This is a genomic window from Nocardia sp. NRRL WC-3656 (genome assembly GCF_000720265.1).
In the GTDB taxonomy this organism is placed as follows: Bacteria; Actinomycetota; Actinomycetes; order Mycobacteriales; family Mycobacteriaceae; genus Nocardia; species Nocardia nova.
Genome location: NZ_JOJF01000010.1, coordinates 230957 through 248302 on the forward strand (window position 1 = coordinate 230957; position 17346 = coordinate 248302).

Consider the following 17346-nt stretch of genomic DNA (forward strand, 5'->3'; position numbering starts at 1 on the left):
CTGTCGACTGCAGCCGTTCATGATGCTCGCCGGGGGTACCCGTCGCCGCGGGCGTGGTCGCACGGAAGCGATTCCGGGAGCTCGAGATGGGGCGAAACCGATTCGGCGACCATGCTTTACGGTAAGCCGTGAATGGCTGGGCGAGATTGGCGGCGAACAGGTACCGGATGGCTTTCTGTCGGTAGCAAGCCACGCTATCCGCCGGTGAGACTGTCTCCACGCGAAGTGATTCCGAGGTGGCGTGCCTCGATGCCGCAGTGGGAGAGAAGGAAAAGCGCATGACGACATATGTTCTGGTGCCCGGCGGGTGGAAGGGTTCCTGGTCGTTCGAGGCGGTGGTTCCGCTGCTGGAGCGCGCCGGTCATACCGTCCACGCCCTGACCCTGACCGGTCTGCGGCCGGACGACGATGCCGCGACGGTCGCGACCGCCAACCTCGACACCCACGCCGACGACGTCGTGCGGTTCCTCGACCGCGCCGACGTCACCGATGTGACGCTGGTCGGGCACAGCTACGGCGGGATGGTGATTGCCGCTGGCGCCGACCGTGCCGGCGGCCGAATCGCGCGCCTGGTGCATCTCGACGCGTATGTCCCCCGTGACGGCGAATCGTGCTGGTCGGCGATGAACGACTACTTCCGGCAGGTGATCGCCGACGGCGCCGCGACCACCGGTTACGCCGTTCGCCCACCGGGCAACGGCGATCCGCGCCGCCGCCCCCACCCGCTGGCCTCGTTCCTGCAAACAATCCGGCTCACCGGCGCATTCGCCCGAGTTCCCCGCCGGGAGTTCGTCTACTGCTCGGGCTGGGAAGACCGCACCCCGTTCGCCGAACAGCGCATCCGGCTCGAAGCCGACCCCGGGTGGGTGGTCCACGACCTCCCCACCGGCCACGATGCCATGCACGAGGCTCCGGAGGCCGTCGCCGAACTACTGCTGAGCGAGTGAAATATGCATACATCGCCGATGTGCTCGGACACCTGGACCAACATTCCGAGCTGTAATCGCTCGCGGCCGGGATGATCGAGAGCTTTCCGCGTCAGTTCAGTCGTAGGAGACCGGCGTCGGTGGCTCCGAAACCGCATGCATCGCGGTAGAAGCTGCGCAGATGTGGTTCGTAATCGACGTGGAGCCATTCGATTCCGAGTTCACGCAGGTCGCCGACCAGGGCGTTCACCAGGTCGGATCCGATGCTCTGCCGACGGAGATCCGGGGCGACCGCGGTGTCGAGGAGGAACGCGTGGCTGCCACCGTCCCACGCCGCGTGCACGAACCCGACGAGTCGAGCACCCGCGAACGCGCCGACCCATGACCGGCTGTGCCATGCGGCATCCTCTCGGAGCAAGTGGCGCGATGAACCCGGCGGCGTCATTCCGGCAGGCGGTATCAACTGTGTTGTAGCGCGAACTTTTCGTGCAAACCTCCATGAGATTGTGAGAAAACCGCTGAAGCCGAGGAGGTTTGCACGATTAGTACGCCACCGGCGTGCGAATACGGTCGGTCGAGGCGCCGAGTTCAGGTTCGGAGCACCCGCCCGGCCTTGTCGATGTCCGCCGGAATGTGCTCTGCGGCGATCGACCGGCACGTCCCGGTATTGGATCGCAATAGCAAACTCTCGGCATCGTTGCTGCGATCGTGGCGGCGGCAGTAGCCTGTGCATCGCGCGCTCGTCATTCGCTCCCGGCCGCGGTGTGGAACTTCCCACCCCGGAACGCATTTGCCCAGGACATGGGAGACACAAGCCCTTGTGTTGTGCTGAGCGGCGGCCCACTAGGAGTAGTGTCCGAGCGTACAATGACCGGCGAAGCGGGAAGGGTGAGTGAGCGGGCGTGAAGCTGATCGATCGAGTGTCTGCGATCAACTGGAATCGGGTGCCCGACGAGAAGGATGCCGAGGTCTGGGACCGGCTCGTCGGCAACTTCTGGTTGCCGGAGAAGGTTCCGGTGTCCAACGACATTCCGTCGTGGAACACGCTGAACGCGCACGAGAAGCAGTTGACCATGCGCGTGTTCACGGGTCTGACCCTGCTGGACACCATTCAGGGCACGGTCGGCGCGGTGAGCCTGATTCCGGACGCGCGCACCCCGCACGAAGAGGCGGTGCTGACCAATATCGCGTTCATGGAGTCGGTGCACGCCAAGAGTTACAGCTCCATCTTCTCCACGCTGTGCTCCACCCGCGAGATCGACGACGCCTTCCGCTGGTCGGAAGAGAACCCGAATCTGCAGCGCAAGGCCGAGATCGTGCTCGAGTACTACCGGGGCGACGAGCCGCTCAAGCGCAAGGTGGCCTCCACGCTGCTGGAGAGCTTCCTGTTCTACTCCGGCTTCTACCTGCCGATGTACTGGTCCTCGCGCGCCAAGCTCACCAACACCGCCGACCTGATCCGGCTGATCATTCGTGACGAGGCCGTGCACGGCTACTACATCGGCTACAAGTACCAGAAGGGCCTCGAGGACCTCACCCAGCCCGAGCGCGACGAGCTCAAGAACTACACCTTCGAGCTGCTGTTCGAGCTGTACGAGAACGAGGTCGAATACACCCAGGACCTCTACGACGAGGTCGGCCTCACCGAGGACGTCAAGAAGTTCCTGCGCTACAACGCCAACAAGGCGCTGATGAACCTCGGTTACGAGGGTCTGTTCCCGCGCGACGAGACCGACGTCAACCCGGCCATCCTGTCGGCGCTGTCCCCGAACGCCGACGAGAACCACGACTTCTTCTCCGGCTCCGGTTCCAGCTACGTGATCGGCAAGGCGGTCAACACCGAAGACGAGGACTGGGAGTTCTGAACTCGGTTCTACCGTGAAGGGCCCGGACGCAGGCTTCTGCATCCGGGCTCGTTCGTTCTCGGCTCCTCGCGAGACTTTGCCCAGCCCAGCCCAGCCGCTCGAGTCTCCCCTAGGAGGAGGCGGCAGGCTGAGGCTCGTGAACGACGAGACGATGCTGACGATCGGCGCGCCGGCCGAGCGGAGGGGACTGACGGTCAAGGCCGGACGACGCCGAGCTGCGCAGCTGGATACTGCACCGCCTGGAAATCGCGAACGACCCTCGGGTGGAACATTATTGGCGACTGGTCGGCATGCTCAACGGCTGGCCCGCCACGCCGGAACTCGGCCCGGTGTTCACGTGGTTCGCGGACGCGTTGCGCGCGCACGGCGCGCAGACCCCCGATTCCTCCGCTCATTGATCGCGGAAGGCCGAGAAAGGCCCGCCGTGGGTTAGCGGCTCACCGGCAACCCTGTGGATCTGCGCGGCGAGCGCGGTGTAATCGACGGGCTGGGTGGTGTCGATCGTGACGACGGGCGTCAGTCCGAGCGGTGCGGCTTCCCGGGCCCATCGGTCCCACTGCGTGCCGAGGCGCTGGGCGTCGTGATAGAAGCCGGGGCGGCGCCGGCTCGCATACCGGGTCCTCGCCACCGACGGTGGTACGTCGCACCAGATTTCGACGGCCCGGTCCGCGCCCACCTTCTCGATACCGGCGCGGGCGAATTGTGTGTCTCGTGGTGCGAACCACCAGGAATCGATGACGATCGAGGTGGGACTGGTTCGCGCCAGCGACCACACCGCGTCCATCGCGACACCGCCCAGATCCGGAAGACCGGCGGGATCCTCGACGCAGGTCGCCAACGCCTCCTTGACCGTGTCCTTCGAGAGGAATCGGGCGCGCAAGGCCGGTGCCAGCGCCTGGCCGACGCTTGATTTGCCGGCGCCCGGAAGGCCGTTCACCAGCACGAGAAGTTTTCCCATCCGCCCCATCATGACGTGCCCGGACGACGCGTGGCCCCGATGCGGTGGGGCGGGTGTCGATCGGGCCGACCGCTCGGTATTATTCGAATATGTGTTCGAGTTCCGGGGGTGTGTCGTCGGAGGGGGCGGGCGATGGGTTCTCCGGCCGGGCGCCGCGACGGCTTCCGGACGATGTTCCGCGGACCGAGGGGACCGAACCGCAGCTGCAGTATCCGAACGAGACCGGCTATTACTACCGGGTGCTCGTGCAGCCGCCGAAACCGGTGTGGGTGCGGTTGGACGCGATTCTCATCCGGGATCCGGGCGCGCCCCGGCACGTCAACGGGGCGGGGCTGGATATGACGGGGGAGCGGCCGGGGACATTGACCCACTGGGTGCCCTCGTTCAGTGGCGAGTGGCTGGGGCGGGTGAATTTCTCGGTCTGTTATGCGGACGGGCGGACGCCGCTGCACCTGACCGACCAGTTGGTGCCGGCCTACGCATTGCGTCCGCGGGCGGCAACCGACGATCCGCGCCGCACCCCGGCGAGCCGGCCGGCGAAACCGTCGGATGCCGACGAGCGGATGGCCCGTGAACCGGGCCCCGAGCTGCGATGAACCGATACGCCGCTCGCTCAGTCGGTGACGTACCCGTTCAGCGTCTTGCGCAGGTCGTCGAGGATCGCCCGTGCGGCGGTGAGCCCGGAACCGTGCCAGAGGTCGTCCTCGACGGCGAAATCGCGCTTGTCGGCGACGGCGCCGAGCGCCTTCCAGTCGTCGCCCTTCATGATTGATTCGCCGTGGCTCTGACCGTCGGGGCCGTCGAACATCAGATAGATGATGTCGCCCTCGATCTTGTTGCGGTCGCTTTCGGCGGCGAGGCTGTCCACCGTGAACGAGCGATCGAGCTGGGCGCTGGGCCGCTGCACACCGGCGTCGGCGAGCACCTGCCCGGCGAACGTGTCGGTGCCCTGAACCTGAATGTCCTTGGGGGAGAAGCGGATCACCGATGCCTGCGAGAAATTGGCCGCGATCGAGGCTCCGGTTTCGCGGGCGTCCGTGCGGTAGTCCGCGAGCGCCTTCGCGCAGGCCGAACCGCGGCCCAGGGCGTCGGTGTAGGCGGTGAAATCGTCCTGCCAGCCGCGGTGGTCGACCAGTACGGTCGGGGCGACCCCGCGCAACGCGGCGAGATCCCCGTCACCCGCGGCGCCCAGGATCAGATCAGGTTGCAGCGCGGAGATTTTCGCCGGGTCCACCGCCCCGGAGGTCCCCACGCTCGGGATCTTCAGCACGCCGGTGCCCAGATAGTTCGGTTGCGGCGCCGGGCCGGGTTGCGTGGTCGCGCCGACGACCCGCTCCCACAGGCCTACGGCGCAGACCGCGTCCAGCGCCGCGGTGTCCAGGACGACAATGCGTTTCGGATCCGCGGGCACCTGGGTGCCCGCCACCGTGCGGGTGCCCGACGCCTGATCGGGGGCGGTGGGCAGGGCGCAGGCGCGGGTGGTGTCGCGCTCGATGCCGACCACGCTCGCACCGGCGATATTCGTGGTGGTCCGGACGATCGAACTCGATGCGTCGTCACCCCCGGTGCCGCACCCGGTGACCAGGGCGACCACCGCGCCGACGGCCGCACCGCCGAGCGAGAGCCGGCGCGCACTGGTGCGCTTGCGGGTCTTGGGCTTTCGGGTGGAGACGCGTTCGCTCACCGGCATGCAGCGTAGGGTACATGCGCCCGTGTGCAGGATCGTTGCGGCACCGTCCGCGCGGCGAATACGACACAGAGTAGGACCCCGTCGGACGCCTGCGACGCCACGGTTTACGATGCCTCTAGCGCAAGCCACCGTCGTTTCGTCATGCGCCGGAACGCACGAGCGTGCGAAACGAGCAGAAGGCACACCTTCAGGAGGATCAGTGACTGCTGTAGAGCCCCAGCCAGTCCCCAAGCTGGAAGCGACACGGCCGTATCCGGCACGACTGGGCCCGAAGGGTTCGTTCATCTACAAGGCCGTCACCACCACGGACCCCAAGGTCCTCGGTGTGATGTACCTGGTGACCGCGATGTCGTTCTTCATGATCGGCGGCCTGATGGCCCTGCTGATGCGTGGTGAGCTCGCTCGTCCGGGTCTGCAGTTCCTGTCGCCGGAACAGTTCAACCAGCTGTTCACTATGCACGGCACGATCATGCTGCTGTTCTATGCGACCGCGATCGTGTTCGGCTTCGCCAACATCGTGCTGCCGCTGCAGATCGGTGCGCCCGACGTCGCCTTCCCGCGTCTGAACGCGTTCAGCTACTGGCTGTACCTGTTCGGCGCGACCATGGCGACCGCGGGCTTCATCACCCCCGGTGGCGCCGCCGACTTCGGCTGGACCGCCTACACCCCGCTGTCGGACATCGTGCACTCCCCGGGTGTCGGCGGCGACCTGTGGATTCTGGGTCTGGCCGTCTCCGGTCTGGGCACCATCCTCGGTGGTGTCAACATGCTGACCACCGTCGTCTGCCTGCGCTGCCCCGGTATGACCCTGTTCCGGATGCCGATCTTCACCTGGAACATCGCCGTCACCAGCGTTCTGATCCTGCTGGCCTTCCCGCTGCTGACCGCCGCGCTGATGGCGCTGGCCTACGACCGGCACCTGGGCGGCCACATCTACGACCCGGCCACCGGCGGTTCGCTGCTCTACCAGCACCTGTTCTGGTACTTCGGCCACCCCGAGGTGTACATCATCGCGCTGCCGTTCTTCGGCATCGTGTCCGAGATCTTCCCGGTCTTCAGCCGTAAGCCGATCTTCGGTTACACCACCCTGGTCTACGCGACGCTGGGCATCGCGGCGCTGTCGATCGCGGTGTGGGCGCACCACATGTACGCCACCGGCGCGGTGCTGCTGCCGTACTTCTCGTTCATGACCTTCCTGATCGCGGTTCCGACCGGTGTGAAGTTCTTCAACTGGATCGGCACCATGTGGAAGGGGCAGCTGACCTTCGAATCACCGATGTTGTTCTCGGTCGGCTTCCTGGTCACGTTCCTCTTCGGTGGTCTGTCGGGCGTCATCCTGGCCAGCCCGCCGCTGGACTTCCACGTGTCCGACACCTACTTCGTGGTCGCGCACTTCCACTACGTGCTCTTCGGCACCATCGTGTTCGCCACCTTCGCCGGTATCTACTTCTGGTTCCCGAAGATGACCGGCCGCATGCTGGACGAGCGCCTGGCGAAGTGGCACTTCTGGGCGACCATGGTCGGCTTCCACACCACCTTCCTGGTGCAGCACTGGCTGGGTAACGAGGGCATGCCGCGTCGTTACGCGGACTACCTGCCGACCGACGGTTTCACCACCCTGAACACCGTCTCCACGATCGGCGCCTTCATCCTCGGTGCCTCGACGCTGCCGTTCATCTGGAACGTCTTCAAGAGCTACCGCTACGGCGAGGTCGTGACCGTGGACGATCCGTGGGGCTACGGCAACTCGCTGGAGTGGGCCACCACCTGCCCGCCGCCGCGGCACAACTTCTACGAGCTGCCGCGGATCCGGTCCGAGCGTCCGGCATTCGAGCTGCACTACCCGCACATGGTGGAGCGCATGCGGGCTGAGGCGCACGTGGGCTGGGGCTCGAAGTCCCATCACGTGGCCGAGCTCGAGAAGGTGTCGAGCTAGTACCCGCTTCGAAGAGAGCAGTCCCGGCGCGGCGGCCGTCCAGTGCGACGGCCGCCGCGTTCGGCGTTTCGGGGGTGCCGCGCCGGGTCGGCGGTTCGGCAGTGACCCCGGCGACCGGTGCGCGCCGGTGGCCGCACCCGACCTGAGAGAATGTCTGCTGGCCGTCGCGGACCGCGATCGCCGCGGAAGTGGAGCTGTGACGAAGAGATGGAGTTGCGCGTGGGCACGTCCGAGTCCGATCGTGGCACTGCCACCGAGACGACGGTGCTGATCACGGTCACCGGACCCGATAAACCGGGCGTGACCTCGGTGCTGCTGGCGGCGCTGTCCCGGCACGGCGTGAGCCTGCTGGATGTGGAGCAGGTCGTGATCCGGGGCCGGCTGACCCTCGGTGTGCTGGTGACGAGTCCAGGCGATCCGGAGGATCTGCAGGATCAGCTCGAGGATGCGATGGCGACCGTCGGCATGCAGGTCGACGTCGAGATCGGCGCCAATTCGGTCTCCGGGGCGCCGCTGTCCACACACGCGGTGGTGGTGCTCGGCAGCCCGGTTACCGCTCGCGCGTTCAGCACCATCGCGCGCACACTGGCGGCCCAAGAGGTCAACATCGACTCCATCCGCGGTATCGCCGACTACCCGGTGACCGGTCTCGAGCTGATGGTTACCGCACCGCCCACCGAGGACGCGCTGGCCGAGACCCGTCTTCGCACGGCGCTGGCCGAGGTCGCCGCGAAGGAGAAGGTCGACGTCGCCGTCGAGCGCGCGGGGCTGGCCCGGCGGGCGAAGCGGCTCATCGTCTTCGACGTCGACTCCACCCTGATCCAGGGCGAGGTGATCGAGATGCTGGCCGCCCACGCCGGTGTCGAGGAGGAGGTCCGCAAGGTCACCGAGGCCGCGATGCGCGGGGAGATCGACTTCGCCGAATCGCTGCGTCAGCGCGTCGCCACCCTCACCGGACTGGACGAAACGGTGATCGATCAGGTCGCCGAGCGGATCGAGCTGACCCCCGGCGCGCGGACCACCATTCGCACCCTGCGCCGGCTCGGATTCCGGTGCGGTGTGGTCTCCGGCGGATTCCGTCAGGTGATCGAACCGCTGGCACACGAACTGGAACTGGATTTCGTGCACGCCAACACCCTCGAGGTGGTCGACGGCAAGCTCACCGGTCAGGTCATCGGCGAGATCGTCGACCGGCCCGGAAAGGCGGTGGCGCTGCGGCGTTTCGCGGCCGAGGCGGGCGTGCCGATGGAACAGACCGTCGCGGTCGGCGACGGGGCCAACGACATCGACATGCTCAACGCCGCCGGCCTCGGTATCGCCTTCCAGGCCAAGCCCGCGCTGCGGGAGGTCGCCGACACCGCGTTGTCGCATCCGTTCCTGGACGCGGTGTTGTTCATCCTCGGGGTCACCCGCGACGAGGTCGAGGCCGCGGACGCCCGCGACGGACTGCTGCGCCGAGTGCCGCTGAGCTGATGACAGAGCCCGAGATCGACGCGCCCGAGGGCGCCGCACCGCCACTGCTGCTGGATTCGGGTTTCCGTGCCCGGCATGCGGAATTGGCGCTGGGTTACGGGGGCGGCGGCGATCCGGACGATCCCGCACAGGTGCAGGCGATGCAGATGGTGCTGCACATACCGAAAGCCGAACCGCCGCGACGCAGTGCGGTACTGGAGGCGGCGGCCGCCGCGGCCGTGGCGCTCTGCCTGGATTCGCGGGTAGGTCCGGACGGTGAGTGGCAGGACCGCTATCTCGCGTGGAAGCGCTCGCGTATCCGGAAGGTCGCGCGCCGGGCCCGTGGCGCACAGTGGCTCGCGGCCAACGAGGTGGACGGCGTCACGCTCGAGGTGGACGGCGCCGAGGCGCGCGCCCTGGTGCCCGGTCCGGTCGGCGACATCGACCAGCGCATTCGCAAACTGCAGATCGGCGGCACCGATCTCGAATGGGACGAGCCCGGCCCCGCGGACCCGGAACTGCCTGTGCTGTGGGTGAATTCGGCCCTGAGCATGACCGTGGGCAAGGCGGCGGCGCAGGTCGGCCACGCGAGCATGTTGCTGGCCGGTGCGCTTCCGGTGGAACAAGCCTTCGCCTGGGCGCAGCGTGGATTCCGCTGCGCCGTCCGGGATGCGGAGCCGGATCTCTGGGCCCGCCTGTGCGCCCGAGTGAACGGTGGCGACGGGCCCGAGACGATCGCCGCCGTGCGGGATGCCGGGTTCACCGAAGTCGCCCCCGGATCGATGACGGTGATCGCGGTGGCGCCGCCGATGAGCCCGCTCGACGACGCGTCGTAGCGCGCGCGACCACTCACCGCACCGAGCCGAGGCCCGGCGTGCCGTGGCGTGTCGAGCGCCGTAGGGTGCTCAAACGTGCGGAATGTCACTGCGGCAATGGCCGATTCGGTTCGTGGGGGAGCGGGTGGCCGACTATGACGGATAGCGTGCACACCGACCACGTTGGCAACGGATCGAGCGCGTCGGCAAAGATGGAGCTCGTGCCGCAACCGGATCCCGATCTGCTCATCGATTTCAACGAGGTGACCGTCCGGCGTTCGGGCCATACCCTGGTGGGTCCCGTCACCTGGCAGGTGGAGCTCGACGAACGCTGGGTCGTGCTCGGCCCCAACGGCGCCGGTAAGACGTCGCTGCTGCGGATGGCCGCCGCCGAGCTGTATCCGACCTCGGGGTCGGCCACGCTGCTGGGCGAAGTGCTCGGCAAGACCGACATCAGCGAACTGCGGCCGCGCATCGGCCTGTCGTCGGCGGCGGTGGCCGGCCGGATCCCGGTGGACGAGAAGGTGTCGGATCTGGTGGTGTCGGCGGGGTACGCCGTGATGGGCCGCTGGCGCGAGCGCTACGACGATGTCGACACCGACCGCGCCGTCGACATCCTGGAAAGCCTGGGCGCCGAACACCTTTCCGACCGCGCTTACGGAACCCTGTCCGAGGGCGAACGCAAACGCGTTCTCATCGCCCGCGCTCTGATGACCGATCCCGAACTGCTGCTGCTCGACGAGCCGGCCGCCGGGCTCGATCTGGGTGGCCGCGAGGAACTGGTCGAGCAACTGGGCGATCTGGCCGCCGACCCGGATGCTCCGGCGACCGTGCTGGTCACCCATCACGTCGAGGAGATTCCGCCCGGCTTCACCCACGCGCTGCTGCTCAACGAGGGCGATGTGATCGCACAGGGGCTGCTCTCGGACGTGTTGACCGCCGAGAACCTCAGCGAGGCCTTCCGCCAGTCCATCGCCCTCGATCGCATCGACGGACGGTATTTCGCGCGGCGCTCGCAGCGTTTCGGCCGCCACCGCGCCTGAGCTGGTTCCCGGCGCCTGTTCCCGCACCGCGCACCGGTGCCGCATTCGGGCACCTGCTGCCGATCGGAACCAAGCGCGCGTTATGGTGCGATTGTGAGTGAATCTGTTGCAGAAACCCCGGCCGAGCCACCGGCGCCGAAGGACGCTTCGACCGTAGTGCTCGTGCGTGACGGCGCATCCGGACCGGAGGTATTCCTGCAACGACGGGTCAAGGCGATGGCCTTCGCGGCCGGCATGACCGTCTTTCCGGGTGGCGGTGTCGACCGCTCCGACGCCGATGCGGAAATCGGCTGGGCCGGGCCGGACCCGACGTGGTGGGGTCGTCGTTTCGGAGTCGACCGCGCACGCGCGCAGGCGCTGGTGTGCGCCGCGGTACGGGAGACCTTCGAGGAATGCGGTGTGCTGCTGGCGGGCCCCACCGCCGACACCGTCGTCTCCGATACCGTCGCCTACCGCAGTGCCCGGGAGAAGCTCGAGCGCCGCGAACTGTCGTTCGGCGATTTCCTGGCGAACGAGAATCTGGTGCTGCGCGCGGATCTGCTGCGCCCGTGGGACAACTGGATCACGCCGGTGGTGGAACCCCGGCGCTACGACACTTACTTCTTCGTCGCGGTGCTGCCGGAGGGGCAGCGCGCCGACGGCGCGACCACCGAGGCGCACGAGGTGGCGTGGCGGAATCCGGCGCAGGCGCTGGACCGCTGGCGGGCCGGCGAGGACGTGCTGCTGCCGCCGACCTGGACGCAGCTGAGTTCGATCGCCGAATTCGCCTCCACCACAGAGATTCTCGCGGCCGAGCGCTCGATCAGCCCGATCATGCCGGTCTTCGAGCCGGTCGACGGTCAGCCGATGCTGCAGTTCCCGAACAACCACCGGTATTTCGCCGACATGCCGGACGCGTCCCGGTTGCAGGGTTCGAAGCGAGACTGAGCCGGCAGTACGACCGAACTCACCCGGGGCAAGGGGCCGAGTCGTGAGCTGCTACCTGGCACCGGTCGCGGTGCGGCGGGCTCGTCTCGGGGACCGTTTCGCCTCGCGGGTCGGCAGCGTCTCGGCGCACTACCGGCGGCCCGGACGGCGACGCGGTGCCCCGGCGGTCCGGGACCGGCGCGAACATCCCGACGTCGCAGGTGTCCCGCCACGCACAGTAGGCTCGCCGCCGTGGCCGAATTCGTGACCGTGGACCGTGTCGAGGCGGGAATCGCCGTACTGCGTTTCGCCCGGCCGCCGCTGAATCTCGTCGATCTGCAGCTGGCGCTGGAGCTGGCCGCGGCAGCCGCGGACCTCGCGGCGGACGACGAGGTGCGGGCCGTGATCGTCTACGGCGACGAGCGAATCTTCAGCGCGGGCGACGATATGGCCGAACTCGCGCGCTGGACGCCCGCGCAGGCCGGCGCCGTCGCCGCGGATCTGCAGCAGGCACTGGGCTGCCTGGCCCGGATTCCGCAGCCGACGATCGCCGCGATCACCGGGTACGCGGTCGGCGCGGGCCTCGAGCTCGCTCTGGGCGCCGACCGCCGGCTCATCGGTGACAACGTCAAACTCGGCCTGCCGCAGATCCGGGCGGGCCTGATCCCGGTGGCGGGCATCCGCCGGCTGGGACTGCTCGTGGGCCCCGGCCCGGCCAAGGATCTGGTGTACACCGGCCGCTACGTCGATGCCGAGGAGGCGGCGGCGATCGGGCTGGTCGACGAGGTGGTCGCGCCCGACGACGTCTTCGCTGCGGCGCTGCGGTGGGCGCGGCAGTTCACCACCGGCCCGGCACGCGCGCTGGCCGCGGCGAAACGGGTCTTCGAGGCCGGTCCGCACGGCCTCGACCGCGCCCGCGCCGAGTGGGCGGAGCTGTTCGAAACCGAAGACCGCAGCGTAGGAACACGTTCTTATTCGGCGTCCGGTCCGGGCGTCGCGGAATTCCTGGGCCGCTGACCCACTCCGCGTGATCACTCGATACGCTGTGCCACCATGACCGCACGTCTTGACGACCCCGCGCCGAACCCGCACGCCACCGAGGCCGAGGTCCAGGCCGCGCTCACCGACAACAAGCTCGCGCAGGTCCTCTACCACGACTGGGAGGCCGAGACCTACGACGACAAATGGTCCATCTCCTACGACGAGCGCTGCATCGAGTACGCGCGCGGCCGCTTCGACGCCGTCGCGCCGAATGCGCCGCTGCCGTACGAGCGGGCCCTCGAACTCGGTTGCGGCACCGGCTTCTTCCTGTTGAATCTGATGCAGGCCGGCGTGGCGAAAACCGGTTCGGTGACCGACCTTTCGCCGGGCATGGTCAAGGTCGCCACCCGCAACGCGCAGAACCTGGGGCTGGATGTCGACGGCCGTGTCGCCGACGCCGAGACCATCCCCTACGAGGACAACACCTTCGACCTGGTCGTGGGACATGCTGTGCTGCACCACATTCCGGATGTCGAGCAGGCGCTGCGGGAATGCCTGCGGGTACTGAAGCCGGGCGGCCGTTTCGTGTTCGCCGGTGAGCCGACCACCATCGGCAACTTCTACGCCCGCAAACTGGGCCAGATCACCTGGAAGGTCACCACCGAGGTGACCAAGTTGCCGTTCCTGTCCGACTGGCGGCGACCGCAGGCCGAACTGGACGAGTCGTCGCGGGCCGCGGCCCTGGAGGCCGTGGTCGACCTGCACACCTTCGATCCCTCCGAGCTCGAGCGGATCGCGCGCAGCGCCGGTGCGGTGCAGGTGCACGCCGAGACCGAGGAATTCGCGGCCGCGCTGTGGGGCTGGCCGGTGCGCACCTTCGAGGCGGCGGTGCCGGAGGAGAAACTCACCTGGCGCTACCGGATGGCCCAGTACAAGGCATGGTTGGGCCTGAGCAAGCTCGACGAGAAGGTGCTGCGCCACGTGGTGCCGCGTCAGTTCTTCTACAACGCCATGATCACCGGCGTGAAGCCGGGCGCCGCCGGAAAGTAGTGGGCGGCAGGCTGTCTCGCGTGCGGACCGGCTACGCCGCCGGTCCGGCGCGGACCGTCTCGACGGGCGTGGGGTGCGTGCTCCGGCCCTCGGTGGTGCCGGTGCCCCACCGGCGGGCGGTCTCTGCTTGCTCGATACCCGTTGCGGCCCAGTCGGTCTCGCCCGGGCGGCGGCCGGAGCCGCGCTGATGGGGTATTCGTTCACAGCGGGAGACGTCGGCTTTCTGGACAGTGCGGCGGGCCGGGACGCACTGACCGTGGTCGGCGAACACGAGCTGACGCCTGCGACGATGCTGCGCGACCTCGAGGTCCTGCGCCGCGACTACGGCGAGCGCACAGCCGCGCTGGTGGAGACCGTGCAGCTGCGCCGTCGTGCGGCCGCCAAACTCGACGGCGCGGCCGAATGGCTGTTCACCGACGACGCTCTGCAGCAGGCGACGCCGAGTCTCGTGGCGCGACACCGGGCCCGGCGGCTGGCGGGGCGTCCCGTCCACGACGTCACCTGCTCGATCGGCGCGGAACTCGCCGCGCTGCGGCGGGAATGCCCGGCGGTGCTCGGCAGTGATCTGGACCGGGTGCGGCTGGCGATGGCCGCGCACAATCTGGCGGATGCACCGAATGTCGCACTGGCACAGGCCGATGCGCTGCGGCCGTGCAGTGCCGGCGCCGTGGTGATCGCCGATCCGGCGCGGCGCGCGGGAGGCCGGCGCACCCACGATCCGGCTCAGCTGCAACCGCCGCTACCGGAGCTGCTGGCCGTCTACCGCGACCGCGATCTGGTCGTGAAATGCGCTCCCGGACTGGATTTCGACCGTTTCGCGCAGCGGCGCGCGGGCGCACAACCCTTGCCGGCGCGAGCCGACCGGACGGCCGCGGACGGGTACGCGGGCCTTTCGTGGGACGGTGAGGTCGAGGTGGTCTCCCTCGACGGTGCCGTGCGCGAAGCCTGCCTGTGGTCGCGCGGGCTCACCGAATCCGGGGTGACCAGGCGGGCGACGGTGCTGCGCAGCGACGGTTGTTCGTGGTCGCTGACCGATGCCGAACCCGACGACCTCCCCGACCGCGAGCCCGGAACCTGGCTCGTCGACCCGGACGGCGCGGTGGTCCGGGCCGGCCTGGTCCGCCACTACGCCGCGAGATACGGCCTGTGGCAACTGGATCCGCGCATCGCCTATCTCACCGGCGAGACGGTGCCGCCGGGTGTGCGCGGTTTCCGCATCCTGGACCGGCTGGAATTCCGGGAGAAGCCGCTGCGCGCCGAACTGCACCGCCGCGACTGCGGTCCGCTGGAAATACTGATCCGCGGCGTCGACGTCGATCCCGATGCCCTGCGGCGCCGGATCAAACCGCGGGGCAGCACCCCGCACACCGTGGTGATCACCCGGATCGGCCGCACCGCAACGGCATTCGTCTGCGAAACCCCGCGCGTGGGGCCGGCGGCGAACTCTACCGATCCGGTGTGAAGGCGAACAGCTCGCCGATCCGGGTGCCGACCACGACCTGGCCGTCGGGTCCGATCGCGGTGGACACCGTCGTGCCCTGCGCACCCGGCAGTGCGGCGGAGGCGATCGTCTTACCCGACTTCGTCTCGAAGGTCAGCAGATGCAGCGCGTCGCCCATCGGCACCACCACGTAGCCGGTATCGCCGGCCGTCTGCACCGGGCGGCCGCGCAGGGTGAGATCCTTACGTTCCCAGGCGATCTCGGCGCGGTCGCCGTTGTCGTGCAATGCCATCAGATGGCCGTCGTCGCCGCCCGGAATCAGCAGCCCGTCGAGTTCGGAGATGCCGCCGCGCGGGGCGAAGCCCAGCGGCTGCGTCCATTTCGTGTGACCGTCGGCGGTGTCGACGGCGAGCAGGCGACCGCTGTTGTCGCCTACGTACAGCGTCTTCCCGTCCGACGACAGCGTCGGGCTGGTCGCGCTGCCGTCGGTGAGGATGTCGACGCTCCAGTCCTGGGTGACCTTCTTGTCGGCGTAGTGCAGCGCCACCACGGACGCCGCGGGCGCGCCGGTCCGCCAGGCGGTCAGATAGAAGCGGCCCGAATTCGGATCGAGCGCCGACACATTCGCCACCGCGCACTGCGGACCGCCGACGGCGCAGTCGTCGATACCCTGCCCGTCCGCAGGGCGAGTGACATTCGGGTGCGCGAGGAAGTCGGGGTCGCCCAGCACCTGATAGGTCGACACCTCGCGGTCGCCGGTCTGCCGGTCCAGGACGTCGACCTGACCGGACTGCGAGACCGACAGCACGGTGCCGTCGTGGGTGAACTGCACCGAGACCGGAACGCCGGCAACGGGAGTGCGCCAGCGCGGCTGCCCCAGCGCGTTGAACGAGAACACCGCGCCGTCGTCACCGACGTACACATTGCTCGCCCCGTCGACCGCCGAGGCCGCGGCGACGGCATCCGGTCCCAGCGCATTGCAGAAGCGCTTGCGCCCGGTGGGCATCTGGAACGAGAAGATCATGCCGGTGGTACCCGGCTTGCCGACACAGTCGGTGCTGGTGCGGGAGGTGACGAACAACTGGCCGTCCGGGCCGATCGTGGTCGCATTCGCCAGCGGGCCGCCGATCGGGCGCGACCAGCTCAGGCTCAGATGCCGGGCGCCGGTGACGGGACTCGCGCCGCTGTTGCGGGCATCGTGGAAGGCCGACTGCCAGCCCTTGCCGGAACCGACCTTGATGTCGTCGACGGTGCTGCTGCCGCATCCGGTCAGCGCCAGGAGGCCCAGGGCGCCCAACGCCGCGATCGCGCGCTTCGGGGCGCCTCCCCGAATTACCGAGTGGCGCAACGTCGTCGGGTGGTGTCCGCCGCGGTCGTGCTCGCTGCGCTCGGGTCGCCGACTGCCGCTTCGCACCTGCTGCACTCCCATCTGTTCGTAACGGGCCTGCACGAGACTACGCTGGTACCTCGATCAGGTGACCACCGAGGTAACCGTCGCCCGAGGAAAGGGAGCTGGCCCGTGACGAGCATGTGGGGCGCACCGTTGCGTTCGCGTTGGCGGGGTTCGCGCCGCCGGGATCCGGAGCAGGCGCGCTTTCTGACGATGGCGTCGCTGCGCTGGGTGCTCGCCAATCGTGCCTACACGCCGTGGTATCTGGTGCGGTACTACCGGCTGTTCAAATTCCGGTTGGCGAATCCGCATATCGTGCTGCGCGGCATGGTCTTCCTGGGCCGCAATGTCGAGATCCACGCCACCCCCGAGCTCGGTCGCATGGAGATCGGCAAATGGGTGCACATCGGAGACGGCAACGCGCTGCGCTGCCACGAGGGCTCGCTGCGCATCGGCGACAAGGTGGTCTTCGGTAAGGACAACGTCGTCAACACCTATCTCGACATCGAGATCGGCGAGTCGACCCTGGTCGCCGACTGGTGCTACATCTGCGATTTCGACCACCGGATGGACGATGTGACGATGCCGATCAAGGATCAGGGCATCGTGAAGAGCCCGGTCCGCATCGGCCCCGACACCTGGATCGCGGCCAAGGTGACCGTGCTACGCGAGACCCGGGTGGGCCGCGGCTGCGTGCTCGGCGCCCATGCCGTCGTGAAGGGGGAGATCCCCGACTTCAGCATCGCCGTCGGCGCCCCCGCCCGGGTGGTCAAGAACCGCAAGAAGGCCTGGGACGACGCCGCCGAGGAGCGCGCCCGGCATGCCGCCGCGCTGGCCGATATCGAACGCAAGAAGGCGGGAGTCGGGGCCGGATCGGACTGATCCGCCGGACC

At 68.4% G+C, this 17346-nt stretch carries 17 protein-coding genes; 13 read left to right on the top strand and 4 right to left on the bottom strand.

The annotated features are described in order from the left end of the window. Positions 1-278: 278 nt before the first annotated feature. Complete coding sequence (locus IG65_RS0115735; RefSeq protein WP_030515667.1) at positions 279-947, top strand: alpha/beta fold hydrolase; 669 nt, start codon at positions 279-281, stop codon at positions 945-947. Positions 948-1038: 91 nt separating this feature from the next. On the opposite strand, the gene IG65_RS39795 is transcribed toward IG65_RS0115735, so the two are convergent. Further along, positions 1039-1716, bottom strand: coding sequence for a GNAT family N-acetyltransferase (locus IG65_RS39795; RefSeq protein ID WP_369801546.1), 678 nt, complete (start codon positions 1714-1716; stop codon positions 1039-1041). A gap of 112 nt (positions 1717-1828) precedes the next feature. On the opposite strand from IG65_RS39795, the gene nrdF reads away from it, so the two are divergent. Continuing rightward, entirely contained in the window at positions 1829-2791 is a 963-nt protein-coding gene (gene nrdF / locus IG65_RS0115745) for a class 1b ribonucleoside-diphosphate reductase subunit beta (protein ID WP_030515669.1), read from the top strand. Positions 2792-3054: 263 nt separating this feature from the next. After that, complete coding sequence (locus IG65_RS39585) at positions 3055-3189, top strand: hypothetical protein (protein WP_255359458.1); 135 nt, start codon at positions 3055-3057, stop codon at positions 3187-3189. On the opposite strand, the gene IG65_RS0115755 is transcribed toward IG65_RS39585, so the two are convergent. Next, positions 3183-3749, bottom strand: a complete 567-nt coding sequence (locus tag IG65_RS0115755) for an AAA family ATPase (RefSeq protein WP_197039849.1) — start codon at positions 3747-3749, stop codon at positions 3183-3185. The genes IG65_RS39585 and IG65_RS0115755 overlap by 7 nt on opposite strands. 89 nt (positions 3750-3838) lie before the next feature. Here IG65_RS0115755 and IG65_RS38515 point away from each other — a divergent pair, with 89 nt between their 5' ends. Further along, positions 3839-4345: a hypothetical protein gene (locus tag IG65_RS38515; protein ID WP_197039850.1), complete on the top strand. Its 507-nt coding sequence runs from the start codon at positions 3839-3841 to the stop codon at positions 4343-4345. 17 nt (positions 4346-4362) lie between these two features. On the opposite strand, the gene IG65_RS0115765 is transcribed toward IG65_RS38515, so the two are convergent. After that, positions 4363-5439, bottom strand: a complete 1077-nt coding sequence (locus tag IG65_RS0115765; protein WP_030515672.1) for an ABC transporter substrate-binding protein — start codon at positions 5437-5439, stop codon at positions 4363-4365. A 199-nt stretch (positions 5440-5638) separates the two neighbouring features. Here IG65_RS0115765 and ctaD point away from each other — a divergent pair, with 199 nt between their 5' ends. The 8 genes from ctaD to IG65_RS0115805 all read left to right on the top strand — a co-directional run bounded on the left by ctaD (position 5639) and on the right by IG65_RS0115805 (position 15084). Beyond that, a complete protein-coding gene (gene ctaD / locus IG65_RS0115770; protein ID WP_030515673.1) occupies positions 5639-7375 on the top strand; it encodes a cytochrome c oxidase subunit I in 1737 nt (578 codons plus the stop codon). A gap of 219 nt (positions 7376-7594) precedes the next feature. Beyond that, entirely contained in the window at positions 7595-8848 is a 1254-nt protein-coding gene (serB, locus tag IG65_RS0115775; protein WP_036524710.1) for a phosphoserine phosphatase SerB, read from the top strand. Next, entirely contained in the window at positions 8848-9663 is an 816-nt protein-coding gene (locus tag IG65_RS0115780; RefSeq protein WP_051756118.1) for a peptidyl-tRNA hydrolase, read from the top strand. The genes serB and IG65_RS0115780 overlap by 1 nt, the downstream gene beginning before the upstream one ends. Before the next feature lie 191 nt (positions 9664-9854). Beyond that, positions 9855-10685: an ABC transporter ATP-binding protein gene (locus tag IG65_RS0115785; RefSeq protein ID WP_030515676.1), complete on the top strand. Its 831-nt coding sequence runs from the start codon at positions 9855-9857 to the stop codon at positions 10683-10685. Between the two features lie 93 nt (positions 10686-10778). Next, entirely contained in the window at positions 10779-11612 is an 834-nt protein-coding gene (locus IG65_RS0115790; RefSeq protein ID WP_030515677.1) for an NUDIX hydrolase, read from the top strand. Positions 11613-11843: 231 nt separating this feature from the next. Next, positions 11844-12608 (top strand): enoyl-CoA hydratase-related protein, encoded by a 765-nt coding sequence (locus IG65_RS0115795; RefSeq protein ID WP_030515678.1) that lies wholly within the window; start codon positions 11844-11846, stop codon positions 12606-12608. A 36-nt stretch (positions 12609-12644) separates the two neighbouring features. Continuing rightward, positions 12645-13622, top strand: coding sequence for a class I SAM-dependent methyltransferase (locus IG65_RS0115800; RefSeq protein ID WP_030515679.1), 978 nt, complete (start codon positions 12645-12647; stop codon positions 13620-13622). A gap of 187 nt (positions 13623-13809) precedes the next feature. Next, on the top strand, positions 13810-15084 hold the full coding sequence (locus IG65_RS0115805) for a hypothetical protein (RefSeq protein WP_051756120.1): 1275 nt from the start codon (positions 13810-13812) through the stop codon (positions 15082-15084). Here IG65_RS0115805 and IG65_RS0115810 read toward each other — a convergent pair. Continuing rightward, positions 15068-16513, bottom strand: coding sequence for a PQQ-binding-like beta-propeller repeat protein (locus IG65_RS0115810; protein WP_231509226.1), 1446 nt, complete (start codon positions 16511-16513; stop codon positions 15068-15070). The genes IG65_RS0115805 and IG65_RS0115810 overlap by 17 nt on opposite strands. 78 nt (positions 16514-16591) lie before the next feature. On the opposite strand from IG65_RS0115810, the gene IG65_RS0115815 reads away from it, so the two are divergent. Beyond that, entirely contained in the window at positions 16592-17335 is a 744-nt protein-coding gene (locus IG65_RS0115815; RefSeq protein ID WP_039779969.1) for an acyltransferase, read from the top strand. The last annotated feature ends 11 nt before the right edge of the window (positions 17336-17346 follow it).